Below are 12,275 nucleotides of genomic sequence, written 5' to 3' on the forward strand. Positions count from 1 at the left end.
TTATTAATGACTTTCTATCTCATCTTCACGCTTATTGTTTTGTTGTCGTCAACAATCAAAAAAAATGGTGAGTTAATCCTGCATTCACTTTTCGCAATTTTGATCTTTATTGTTGGGTTTCGAACAATTGAAGTGGGGACCGATACCGTAAATTACAAGATGTATTTTGATGTGGTTGAAAGTGGAAAACGCCTCTTCGTTGAACCCGGTTGGTTAGCCATCAATCATTTTGTAATCTTCTTCAATGGAAGTTATGAGACATTAATGCTCTTGGTTACCCTACTCACCCTCATTCCTGTTTATTGGGCATGTAGAAAATACTCTATCAACCCAACGCTTTCTCTATTCTTCTATATCACCCTATATTTTTACTTTTATTCGTTTAACATTTCCAGACAGCTTCTGGCCATTAGCTTCGTTTTAATGTCCTTCCACTTCTTGAAGGAGAATAGAAAATTGAGTTTTGTCTTTTTGGTATTACTTGCATCGACCTTTCACACTTCAGCATTAATCGTTTTACCAGTTCTTTTTATTGATAAAATACCTGACAAACCAATTCTGTATATTTCAGCGATAGTTGTTTCTGCTTTAGTTGGACTCTTTGGAACTGAGTCAATTTATGATTTCATCAGCTTAACTTCCTACTCCAATTACCTCTATAAATTAGAACTTGGAAACACGGTTGGAAATGCTATTTACCTTCTGCTTCTCAACGGATTCTTTCTTTTTATTTTGTATTTTTCGGGTAAACGAGAGGTCTACTTTAAATTATTTTTCCTTTACATCGTATTAACAAATATTTTCGTTAGGATACCTTTAGGAAGTAGATTGATTATGTATTTTTCCGTCATTCAAGTGCTTTACCTCCCTTTGTTTATTTATACCAATCGGAAGGAGAACAATATTTTCTTGATTGCTGTAGTCATTATTTATGCCTTTACAATTTTCTTTAAAACTTTTGGGGCTGGAGACATATTACCTTATACAAATAGAATATTCAATTGAGTGCTTTATTAAATAGGTATTTGCTAAATATAAATTGAGTTACTTGATAATATAAAAATGGAAATCGTTCAAATTATTAGAAATTTTGCAACTGGAGGCGCAGAAAGATTTGCTATTGACCTATCCAATAGATTATTTAAAGAAGGTCATAAAGTAACTATTATAAGGTTTTTTGATGAAGAAGATGAAAATATATTGGAATCTGAAATCGATGGAGGAATAAACATCGTGACCATAAAAAAGAAACCAGGATTTGATTTTTCATTGATTTTTAGGGTGTATAAATATTTAAAAAAACATAAGCCTGATATCGTTCATACACACTTGAATGCTTTTAACTATTGTTTCTTTTCTTTTTTCTTTTCTAGAAAGATTAAATACTTTCATACGCTCCACAGTATGCCCGAAAATGAGGCCATCAACAACATTGATTTATACATTAAAAAACGCATCTTTAAAAATAGAATTGTTAATCCTATTAGTATTTCAGATGAGGTTCACAAAGAAAGTTTGAGACTTTATGGCAAACATGTAAAGTTGATTTATAACGGAAGAGTAAAGCCTGAAAAAACCAAAAATTATTTAGAAGTTCAGAATTTAGTTCGAAAAATATCAACTCCTGAAAACATTCCAGTAATGATTAATATCGGTAGTTTTAAAGAAGCTAAAAATCAAAAGCTACTGATTGAACTCGTGAACGAACTGAATAAAGAAAAAGTCCAACTTAAACTTATTGTACTTGGAAACCCCGCAAAAGGAGCGCTTTTTGATCAAATGGCACATTTGGCAGATTTAAAAAATATTCATTTTATGGGGATGGTCAATAACCCAACAGATTATATGTATGCTGGAGACTTTTTTTGTTTAAGCTCCTTGTGGGAAGGAATGCCGATTTCACTCATTGAGGCATTCGCAACCCGTTGCTTGTCTATCTCTACTCCTGCAGGAGGTGTAAAAAATATGATCAATGACGGATACAATGGACTCCTATCAAGTGACTTTGAGAAAGAAAGTTTAAAATCAAAAATAACAGAAGCACTTGAATTATCAGAAGAGTCTAAAAAGAACATCAAAAACAATGCTTATAATGAATATGTCAATCGTTTTTCTATTGAACAATGTACCCGAGAATACATTGAGTACTTTTTAAGCAAATGTCAATAACCCTATTAAAATGATAAAAAAAGCATTGGTTTTAGGTCATTTCGGTTTTGAAAACAATCATCTTGATGGCCAAACGGTCAAAACAAGGAATATTCTCGAATTGCTCAAAACAAAAGAAGGGGTAACCTTTAAGCAGGTGAATTACTTTGACACCCAAAGTTTTCAAAAAAGTAAATTAAAAATATTTAGTGCCTTCAAAAAGGTCATCCAATCAAACATTGTTTACTATTTACCTGCACAAAATAACCTCAGGTTTATCTTTCCTTTTGTCTTTATTCTTTGTAAGTTATTCAATGTGAAACTCCACTATATTGTTGTAGGTGGTTGGATATCAGAATTCCTTAAGCGAAAACCTTTGCACCGTTGGATGCTTTCAAAAATTGATGCTATTTATCCTGAGTTAAGTGAATTAACAAACACCTTAAAAACGGATTATGGATTAACTAAAGTATATCAACTTCACAACTTTAGAATAACAAACCATCACCCCTCACCTGTTATTAATGTCGATGAGCTAAAGCTAGTATTCATGGCCAGAATTCACCCGATGAAGGGTGTGAAAACACTTTTTGAGCTTGAAAAGGAATTACACTCAAGAGGGATTTCGAAGGTTTCAATAGATGTTTATGGACCAATTTACTTGCCTTTTGAAGAAGAGTTTAACGAACTATTATCTCATTCAAGTACAATAGAGTATAAAGGAATTCTTCAAGTAAAAGAAATTTACTCTACGCTAGAAAAATATGATTTACTCCTCTTCCCCACTCAGTTCTATACAGAAGGATTTCCAGGAACAATTTTGGATGCGTATATTGCTAAAATTCCTGTAATCGCGACAAATTGGAAATATGCTCATGAATTTATAGACGACAATAAATCGGGTATAATTGTTAAGTTTGATGATTCACATGAATTTATAGAAGAAACTATTAAATTGATTCAAAATCGAAAGCAATTAACCGAATTGAAAGAAGGTACTCAAAAACTTGTCAATAAATTCAGTCCTGAGGAAGCATGGAAAGTATTAAATTCAAAAATAGCCTTACCTTCGTAAAAATATTATGTTTAATAACACATTCTCAATTATGATGAAAAGCACGACTATTACTATTAACAAAACTATACTTTCAAGTTTATTTTTCGTATTTTCTATATTTTATTTAAATGGTCAAACCGTGTTAAAAAACGGAATGGTAATTTGGACACAAAGTATAGGGAATAAAGAATTTTCATCTATATTAGATAAAGAATCTGGATGTATTCTTAGAACCTCTAGTCATAAAAAAGATTTATTCAAGCTAAATGAAGAAGTTAGTATAAAATTTGAAACAGATTCAAAAACAGGTGTGATTTTGCAATATGTCAATAATTCTTTTCATAAAATTATTGTAGACTATTCTAATTGTAAAAATTTATCAAATAATAAAAAATCCGTAAACTACATTGCCCCCGAATCACCATTTCCTAATTGTCAAACAGATAATAACCCAATTGGAGGAGGGTACGGATATAACTCATTAACTTCACCTGTATACACCAATGTAATAGATATTAACACTAATATAAGCACGATTCAATTTGTAAATACCATACAAAACGCAACAAATGGTACTCTGATAAATATTGATGGCAACTTAACTTTCGATCTAAGTAATTTATTTAGCAAAACTGGCTTTGAATCAATAACTATTCCTGAGGGTGTAACAATTCGTAGCTCTAGAGGAGATGACAATGGGGCTCTTTTATATACTTACGACAAAAGTGTTATGGGAGGAGGTACCAGTCAAATTAAGGGAGCCCCACTTTTTATCATAGGAGGTAACAACGTGAAAATATCAGGCATTAGATTTAAAGGCCCTACTCAATCAATAAACTCTAAGGAATATGTTTTAATAAAAAGATGTTTTTATTTGCCAGGAGAGTTCCATTCTCTTGAAATTGATAATTGTGTTTTTTACGGATGGCCAACTTCAGCCATTAAAATAGGTGACAAAGGGAATTCTACAATTGGAACTTTTAAAAACAATAACATTCACCATTGCTATTTTTTCAACAATAGACAAGAGTCCTTTGGATATGGAGTTGAAATTTACAATGGGTTTGTCAAAATATATTCAAATACTTTTGAGGCAAATCGACACGACATTGCAGGTGGAGGTGAAATAAGTAGCGGATATGAAGCTTCTTGCAACACCATCAGATCTGGTGGAACCTACCATAACTTTGATATGCATGCATTTGGAACAAATGACGCCTCAGCCGTAGCTGGCCGCTTTATATACATTCATCATAATGATTTTTTAGATCTTGGTGAATTCCGGGTTAAGGATGATAATAAATGTAATATAAAAATAAGAGGAAGACCAATAACTCAATGCAGAATAGAAAATAATAGATTTAAGCATGATGGTCCGCGATCAGCAATTCAACAACATAATAATAAGACGGAAGGATATGGAAATATGTTAGTATGGAACAATATTTATAATTCCAAAGACTATTTAGGATGGTATGTTAAGAATCACTTTCTCAAAACTAATACTACTAACTTTGTCAATCTAAAATCCACAAATGATATTTTCTTGTTTTCAACAGATATGTACTATGGAACTGCATTTGGAGATTTTGACGGGGATGGTAAAACTGATGTTTTTAAGTTAGAAAACGGAAAGTTATATACTATTCCATTAGATGCAAATATTTACGGTATATCTTCTCAATGGCAACATATTCTAACAACTGACTATCCAATTTCTTCATTAAGATTTGACTTCTTTGATGGTGATAATAAAACAGACGTCATAGTTCATGATGAAAACAAAATTCTTGTTTCATGGGGGTGCAGCACTCAATGGAATCATTTAAATACTACATACTATAATCTCTCAACACTCAAACTAGGGGATTTTGATGGTAATGGAATTACTGACTTATTTTTGTCAGATGGTACTAGATGGTATGCTTCTTACAATTCAAATAGCCCGTGGCAAACCATAAATCATTCTAGCTATGAAGGTTTAGACATACTACTAGGCAAGTTTAACAATAATAATATCTCTGATGTATTCCTTGCGGATGGATCTAACTTTATGGTATCACATGAGGGGACTTCAACTTGGATTAACTATATTCAATCGAGTTATCATACTCTAGATTTATTTTCTGCGGATTTTAATGGAGATAATATATCTGACATAATTGAACCTAGTATTAGAATGATATCCATAGGTGCCAATTTAGAATGGAACTATTGCAATACTATCAATTTTCCTATCTCAACATTTACATTTGGTGATTTTTAATTTTATCAATTAAATATTATTATGCACGCCGAATAAAACAATGATTTATACTAATTAAAACAATCTGTATTAAAACCCAAATTCCATTTAAAAAACTAAAGTGGAATTTGTTGTTCTGAAAGAGGAGATTGTATTTAATAATTTTTCAATTAGGTTTATCGATACGGAATACCCTGACAATATTCCATTTACTAAAGATTTATAATAGCAATTTTAGTTTACTTATGCTTGTTGTTAAATAAATAACTCTTTTCATCGCTTATTAGAATCAATATTATAAGCCATTCTAATTCGCTAAACAAAAGAAATAAGTACTTTTGTATAAGGTTAGTTAAAAAATTAATATTCTAAAATCATTTTTTAAAAATCCATGCCCAACATCTCCATCATTTGTCCAACTTACAACGAAGAAAAATACATCGAAAAATGTATTGTATCCATGCTTCAGCAAGACATCGATAAAAACGAGATTGAATTGTTGTTTGTTGATGGAAGAAGCACGGATCAAACCAGGGCACTGATCACCTCTTTTCAGGATAAGCATCCTTTCATTCATTTAATTGATAATCCTGAGAAAACGGTTCCCTACGCCATGAATTATGGTATAAAAGCGGCCAAAGGAAATATCATTATGCGCATTGATGCCCATTCGCATTTTGAACCTAACTATGTTTCTGTTTTAAGCAAAGCCCTAATAGATTTGAAGGCAACAAATGTAGGTGCTGTATGCAAAACGGATGTCATCAACAAAAACCCTAAAAGTTTAGCAATTCGTGAAGTGTTAAGCAATAAGTTCGGTGTTGGAAATTCTTTATTCCGCATTGGAATTGACAAAGTAACCGTCGCAGACACGGTCCCTTTTGGTTGTTATAGAAAAGAAGTTTTTGATGAATATGGTTTGTACAATCCAAAATTGACAAGAAATCAAGACATTGAGCTCAACAAACGAATTTTAAGAAATGGCGGAACAATTTACCTTGTACCAGACACATTTTGTACTTATTATGCCCGAGAAACCTATTCTGCTTTGTCGAAAAACAACTTTCAAAATGGGAAGTGGAATATTTTAATGATGAAATATACCCGAAATTTAGATTCTCTATCGATTCGTCATTTTATTCCTTTTCTTTTTGTGATGTCGCTAATTGTCCCCATACTGTTAAGTTTAATTTGGTTTCCTTTTATTTGGCTTTCTATTGTATCATTGATGGCTTATGCTTTTTTAATCAGTATAATTAGCGTAAATATCGCTGCAAAGCAAAAACTTGATTTCACTTCTCTTATGCTTGCCTTTTTTACTTTACATTTTTCTTATGGTATGGGTTCACTGATTGGTTTAATTCAACTTATTACTAAAAGAAGATGATTCTAAAACGAATAATGGACTTTGTTATGGCCTTGGTTGGACTATTGGTCATTTGGCCTGTTTTACTCCTTGTAGCTATTTTAATTAAAATTAAAATGCCTGGAGGTCCCGTAATATTCAAACAACAGCGCGTTGGTCAGCACGGAAAGTTATTCACTATGTATAAATTTCGCTCCATGTCTGTTTCTCACAGTGGTTCCAGCATTTCTATCAAAGGTGAAAGTCGGATCACTCCGTTGGGAGAAAAATTGAGGGCTTATAAATTGGATGAACTTCCAGGACTTTGGAATGTTTTAATTGGCGAAATGAGTTTTGTAGGTCCACGGCCTGATGTTCCAGGTTATGCTGATCAACTCACAGGAAAAGACAGGGATATTTTAAAATTAAAACCTGGTATCACTGGTCCTGCTAGTTTAAAATACAAGAATGAAGAAGAAATATTGGCACAACAAGAAGATCCAATAGTTTACAACGATACGGTGTTGTATCCAGATAAAATTCGAATTAATTTACTTTATTTAGAACGTCAATCTTTAATCTTGGATTTTAAATTAATTGTCCAAACTGTATTAGGAGGATTCGACGAAAGTAAATGGTAGAAAATAAAATTATGTCAAAAGATAAAATATGGCTTTCCTCGCCTCACATGGGAGGACATGAGCAAAAATTCATTCAAGAAGCTTTCGATGAAAATTGGGTTGCTCCTTTAGGTCCAAACGTAAACGGTTTTGAAAAGGATCTTCAAAATTATCTTGGAGAAGAGAAGCACATTGCTGCCTTAAGTGCAGGTACGGCTGCTATTCACCTGGCTTTGATTATGCTTGGAGTAAAACAAAATGATTTTGTCATTTGTCAATCCATGACTTTCTCGGCTTCAGCGAATCCTATCTTATACCAAGGAGCAAATCCTGTATTTGTAGACAGTGAATCCGCCACATGGAATCTTTGTCCAACTCAATTGAACAATGCCATTGAAGGAACAATAAAAAAACATGGCGTTAAACCCAAGGCAATCATTGGAGTACACTTATACGGAATGCCTTATTTGGCAGATGAAATCAACGCCATTGCAAAAAAGTATGACATTCCTGTAATTGAAGATGCTGCCGAAGCATTGGGAAGTAACTTTGAAAATCAAAATTGCGGTACACTTGGTCAATATGGTATTTTATCCTTTAATGGAAATAAAATCATTACGACCTCAGGTGGAGGCGCATTGGTTTGCAATACTGAAAAAGAAAAGCAACGTGCGGTTTTTTTCGCAACACAGTCAAGAGATCAGGCACCGCATTACCAACACAGTGAAGTTGGATACAATTACCGTATGTCTAACATAACTGCTGGAATTGGACGAGGTCAAATGATGGTTTTGGATAGCCATGTTCAGGCCAGACGTAAAAACTACGAATTCTATAAAGAAAACCTCGGACATCTACCAGGATTTGAATTTATAGATGAGCCCAAAGGAATTTACAGTAACCGTTGGCTTTCGACCGTGTTAATCCACCCTGAAAAAGCTGGCTTCACAAGAGAAGATTTGCGATTATCTCTCGAAAAAGAAAATATTGAAACACGTCCACTTTGGAAGCCAATGCACATGCAACCTTTGTTTGAAAATTGTGATTATTACGGTGAAAAAGTAGCCGAGAATTTGTTCAATGTTGGACTGTGTTTACCGAGTGGTTCTAACTTAACAGACCAAGACAGAGAAAGAATTTTGAATGGTATTCTAAAAATGGCGAAGAAATAAACCCTTTCTCTTTCCGTCTCCTTTTAACACCCAATGAGACTCTCCTATTCTTATTCTCAAATTTTAAAGGTTGCATTTCCATTAATGCTCGGTACTTTCATTCAATCGATTGTGATGATTACCGACGCTGCTTTCTTAAGCCGTTACAGCACCTTAAGTTTTGATGCTAGTGGAAACGCAGGATTGATTTACGTCACTTTATTTATGGGACTCACAGGTCTAGGTGATGCTTCACAAATCATCATGGCCAGGCGAATTGGTCAAGGACAACCAAAAGCATTAAACGCAGTCTTCCAATCTGCGATGCTGGTCATTTTCTGTTTTGCAATCGTCTTTTTCTTCATGATTCAAACCAGTGTTGGAGACATGCTGATGGGATATTCGAAAAACAAGGCCTTAGCGCAAGAGCAAATAGACTTCCTCTCTGTTAGGTCCTACGGTTTTTTTATGGGAGTTTTAATGCTCAGTTTGAACAGCTTTTTTATGGCGACTGGGAAGACGTGGGTAATTATGGTCAGCACTGCTATTTTTGCCTTTTCAAACATTATTCTCGATTACCTGCTCATTTTTGGTTTTTGGAATGTTCCACCTATGGGCGTTGAAGGTGCCGCACTAGCCTCTGTTATTTCAGAAGGAATTACAGCCACCGTACTCTTAATTTTACTTTACAAGTCGAAGGAAAGATTGATGTACGGTATATTTTCAAAATTTCAAATTACCATTAGAAGTCTTCAAAGGCTATTCAAAGTCGGAATGCCCTTAGTAATACAAGGTTTTTTTGCTTTAGCAACCTGGACCGTTTTCTTTACGTGGATAGAACAAATGAGTACCTACGATCTTACAGTTTCTCAAAATATTAGGGCCATCTACTTCTTGGCTTTTGTTCCTATATTCGGATTTGGCGCAACAACAAAGACTTACGTTGCTCAATATATGGACATCAAAGACAGAACTGTTATCCCCAAAATAGTGCGTAGAATTCAGTTTTTAATTATGATTTTCTTGCTCCTTATTTTTCATGGTGCACTACTCTATCCAGCACAAATGATTGCCATTATTAATCCAGACCCAACTTATATTGAAGACAGTGCTTACATTTTGAGAATGGTATTTGGTTCCATTTTGTTTTTTGGCTTGTCAACACCCTACTTCCAAACCATCAATGGCTCTGGAAACACAAGAGTAACATTAGCCATCGAAATCATTTGTATGGTTTTATACATCAGCTATGCCTACCTCACAATAAAAGTTTGGAATTGGAATATTGCTGCCGTTTGGACAGTCGAGTACCTCTATTTTATATCTTTGGGACTATTTTCGATACTGTATTTGTACATTTTTAATTGGCGTAAAAAAGAATATTAATGAAGAATAAAGAAGAGCTAGATATTGTTTTTATGGGAACACCAGCGTTTGCTGTAACCATTTTAGAACAACTGATTAAAGAAGGATATAATATAAAAGCCGTGGTTACTGCTCCAGATCGACCTGCCGGAAGAGGAAGGAAATTAAAAGGAAGCGCAGTTAAGGAATGTGCAATGGCTTATGAAATCCCGATTTTACAACCCACAAATTTGAAAGATGAAGCTTTTGTTTCTGAATTAAAAGGCTTCAAAGCTGATTTATTTATTGTTGTGGCCTTCCGAATGCTGCCAAAAGTCATTTGGGAGATACCACCAATGGGCACCTTTAACCTCCATGGATCTTTGTTACCACAATACAGAGGTGCTGCCCCAATCAATTGGGCCATAATCAATGGTGAAAAAGAAACGGGCGTTACCAGTTTCTTTATTGATGAAAAAATTGATACAGGTGAAATTATCTTAAGTCAAAAAATGCCCATTCATGAAAATGAAACTGCAGGTGAATTACATGATAGAATGATGGTAGTTGCCGCCCAAACAGTTGCCGACACCGTGGAATTAATCAGAAAAGGAGAAGCTCAACCTAAACCGCAACCTGAGGGAGATCTTAAAGAAGCACCGAAAATTCACAAACAAGATTGTTTAATTGATTTTCATCTTCCCATTAATGAAATCCATAATTTTATTTTAGGGATGTCTCCTTATCCTACTGCCTGGATGAAATTAAAGAACAAAGAGAATGGACAAGAGAAAACTTTAAAGGTGTTCAGGTCGGAATGTCCAGAAATGAAGGAAAACACAAAGGTTAAGCTCGAAAAACAGGGTAAAAAACTTATTTTAAACGCTTTAAAGGGTTCTATCCATCTTTTAGAAGTACAACTAGAAGGTAAAAAAAGACTAGATTACATTTCGTTTTTGGCAGGATTCAATCCAGAAGAGTGGGAAATTGTTCATTAATCCTCCACTTTAATTGATTAGATTCTCGTCAACGAAATGCTTATTTAAAATCATGCCGATTTATATATTTTCCCAGATATTGGGCCTTAATCGACAGAAAAATGGAGTTGGTCTGAATAAAGACTTATTAATCTTTTACTAAAAAACCATCAAAACCACCTAAAACACTTATAAACAAAGGTTAATTCGTACCACTTATCAACAAAATGACAGTTTTATCAACATATTTTCATTTTTTTTTGCTCAAACACTTGTGAATGGTGGATATTCCTATATATTTGCTGAAGTATAATTTTTTAACAAACAAAAACCATAACTATGAACAAAGCAGAGTTAATTGAAGCAATGGCTTCAGAAACTGGATTGTCAAAAGCAGATTCTAAAAAAGCTTTAGACGCATTTATTAACGCAACAACAGGAGCATTAAAAAAAGGTGACCGTCTTTCATTAATCGGATTCGGATCTTTTTCTATTTCAAAACGTGCAGCTAGAGTTGGAAGAAACCCACAAACTGGGAAAGAAATTCAAATCGCAGCTAAAAATGTTGTGAAGTTTAAAGCGGGTACAGATTTATCTAACGCAGTTAACTAAGCAATTCAAACAAAATTGCAGGGAGCCCAAAAAGCTCCCTTTTTTTTGCTCTAAACTTTATTTTTATGGAAGAAAAACTACTTCAAGCCCTCTATCAAATCATAACCCCCGAAAAGGTAGAGAAATTTGAACGCATTGCTGCAGATAGAACACGGCATGTTACAGTTGCAGTAGAAAACCTTTTTCAAGAACACAATGCAAGTGCAGTAATGAGAAGCTGTGATTGTTTTGGTATTCAAGATTTACATATCATTGAACAGAACAACAAATTCAGTGTCAACAGAGATATTGCTATGGGTGCTGGACAGTGGGTGAATCATACGCATTATTCTGACAACCTCTACCCGACCACAAAATGCATTCAATCTTTAAAAGAAAAAGGGTATAAAATAGCTGCGACGACTCCACATACAGATGCCTACACCATCAACGACGTGCCTATAGATCAACCTATCGCATTTTTGTTTGGAACAGAGCAAACAGGTTTGTCTGAAAAAGCCTTGGACCTCTCAGACTATTATGTCAAAATACCAATGGTTGGATTTACAGAAAGTTTTAACATATCTGTATCGGCAGCACTCACCATCAATGCAATCCGAACAAGATTGGAACAACAAAATGATTTCGAATGGAAGCTTAATAAAGAAGAACAAACGACTTTAAAAATAGAATGGTGTAAAAGAATCATCAAAAATCCAGATTTGGTTATAAAAGACATGATCCGCAGAATTAGAGAAGAAGAAGCGTAAAAGTCAGTTAAAAAACCAGTTATACAT

At 34.0% G+C, this 12,275-nt stretch carries 11 protein-coding genes; all 11 read left to right on the forward strand.

Annotated elements, in window-relative coordinates; genetic code table 11:
• Positions 1-6 precede the first annotated feature (6 nt).
• The 11 genes from ACN0U3_RS04145 (at position 7) to ACN0U3_RS04195 (ending at position 12,248) form a co-directional block, all read left to right on the forward strand.
• Positions 7-1,005: an EpsG family protein gene (locus ACN0U3_RS04145; protein WP_417265253.1), complete on the forward strand. Its 999-nt coding sequence runs from the start codon at positions 7-9 to the stop codon at positions 1,003-1,005.
• 57 nt (positions 1,006-1,062) lie between these two features.
• Positions 1,063-2,169 carry a glycosyltransferase gene (locus ACN0U3_RS04150; protein WP_417265254.1) on the forward strand — a complete coding sequence of 369 codons (1,107 nt, stop codon included), beginning with the start codon at positions 1,063-1,065 and terminating at the stop codon, positions 2,167-2,169.
• 10 nt (positions 2,170-2,179) lie between these two features.
• Positions 2,180-3,223: a glycosyltransferase family 4 protein gene (locus ACN0U3_RS04155; protein ID WP_417265255.1), complete on the forward strand. Its 1,044-nt coding sequence runs from the start codon at positions 2,180-2,182 to the stop codon at positions 3,221-3,223.
• A gap of 31 nt (positions 3,224-3,254) precedes the next feature.
• Positions 3,255-5,471: an FG-GAP repeat domain-containing protein gene (locus tag ACN0U3_RS04160; RefSeq protein WP_417265256.1), complete on the forward strand. Its 2,217-nt coding sequence runs from the start codon at positions 3,255-3,257 to the stop codon at positions 5,469-5,471.
• A 370-nt stretch (positions 5,472-5,841) separates the two neighbouring features.
• On the forward strand, positions 5,842-6,837 hold the full coding sequence (locus tag ACN0U3_RS04165; protein WP_417265257.1) for a glycosyltransferase family 2 protein: 996 nt from the start codon (positions 5,842-5,844) through the stop codon (positions 6,835-6,837).
• A 14-nt stretch (positions 6,838-6,851) separates the two neighbouring features.
• The gene (locus ACN0U3_RS04170; protein ID WP_417265258.1) at positions 6,852-7,436 is read left to right on the forward strand and encodes a sugar transferase; all 585 of its coding nucleotides are present in this window, start codon (positions 6,852-6,854) and stop codon (positions 7,434-7,436) included.
• A gap of 11 nt (positions 7,437-7,447) precedes the next feature.
• Entirely contained in the window at positions 7,448-8,587 is a 1,140-nt protein-coding gene (locus ACN0U3_RS04175) for a DegT/DnrJ/EryC1/StrS family aminotransferase (protein ID WP_417265259.1), read from the forward strand.
• Between the two features lie 33 nt (positions 8,588-8,620).
• Complete coding sequence (locus ACN0U3_RS04180) at positions 8,621-9,952, forward strand: MATE family efflux transporter (RefSeq protein WP_417265260.1); 1,332 nt, start codon at positions 8,621-8,623, stop codon at positions 9,950-9,952.
• Positions 9,952-10,908: a methionyl-tRNA formyltransferase gene (fmt, locus tag ACN0U3_RS04185; RefSeq protein ID WP_299201925.1), complete on the forward strand. Its 957-nt coding sequence runs from the start codon at positions 9,952-9,954 to the stop codon at positions 10,906-10,908. The genes ACN0U3_RS04180 and fmt overlap by 1 nt, the downstream gene beginning before the upstream one ends.
• Positions 10,909-11,226: 318 nt before the next feature.
• Positions 11,227-11,499 carry an HU family DNA-binding protein gene (locus tag ACN0U3_RS04190; RefSeq protein WP_417265261.1) on the forward strand — a complete coding sequence of 91 codons (273 nt, stop codon included), beginning with the start codon at positions 11,227-11,229 and terminating at the stop codon, positions 11,497-11,499.
• Between the two features lie 65 nt (positions 11,500-11,564).
• A complete protein-coding gene (locus ACN0U3_RS04195; protein WP_299201922.1) occupies positions 11,565-12,248 on the forward strand; it encodes a TrmH family RNA methyltransferase in 684 nt (227 codons plus the stop codon).
• Positions 12,249-12,275: the final 27 nt, after the last annotated feature.

It is taken from the genome of Brumimicrobium sp. (assembly GCF_048268645.1).
Taxonomy (GTDB): Bacteria; Bacteroidota; Bacteroidia; order Flavobacteriales_D; family Crocinitomicaceae; genus Brumimicrobium; species Brumimicrobium ulvae.

What these genes read in the sequence shown, in the direction of transcription:
- ACN0U3_RS04170 (WP_417265258.1), top strand. Translation starts at nt 6,852, where the DNA reads ATGGACTTTGTTATGGCCTTGGTTGGACTATTGGTCATTTGGCCTGTT.
- ACN0U3_RS04160 (WP_417265256.1), top strand. Translation starts at nt 3,255, where the DNA reads ATGATGAAAAGCACGACTATTACTATTAACAAAACTATACTTTCAAGT.
- ACN0U3_RS04150 (WP_417265254.1), top strand. Translation starts at nt 1,063, where the DNA reads ATGGAAATCGTTCAAATTATTAGAAATTTTGCAACTGGAGGCGCAGAA.
- ACN0U3_RS04175 (WP_417265259.1), top strand. Translation starts at nt 7,448, where the DNA reads ATGTCAAAAGATAAAATATGGCTTTCCTCGCCTCACATGGGAGGACAT.
- ACN0U3_RS04165 (WP_417265257.1), top strand. Translation starts at nt 5,842, where the DNA reads ATGCCCAACATCTCCATCATTTGTCCAACTTACAACGAAGAAAAATAC.
- ACN0U3_RS04145 (WP_417265253.1), top strand. Translation starts at nt 7, where the DNA reads ATGACTTTCTATCTCATCTTCACGCTTATTGTTTTGTTGTCGTCAACA.
- ACN0U3_RS04155 (WP_417265255.1), top strand. Translation starts at nt 2,180, where the DNA reads ATGATAAAAAAAGCATTGGTTTTAGGTCATTTCGGTTTTGAAAACAAT.
- fmt (WP_299201925.1), top strand. Translation starts at nt 9,952, where the DNA reads ATGAAGAATAAAGAAGAGCTAGATATTGTTTTTATGGGAACACCAGCG.
- ACN0U3_RS04195 (WP_299201922.1), top strand. Translation starts at nt 11,565, where the DNA reads ATGGAAGAAAAACTACTTCAAGCCCTCTATCAAATCATAACCCCCGAA.
- ACN0U3_RS04190 (WP_417265261.1), top strand. Translation starts at nt 11,227, where the DNA reads ATGAACAAAGCAGAGTTAATTGAAGCAATGGCTTCAGAAACTGGATTG.
- ACN0U3_RS04180 (WP_417265260.1), top strand. Translation starts at nt 8,621, where the DNA reads ATGAGACTCTCCTATTCTTATTCTCAAATTTTAAAGGTTGCATTTCCA.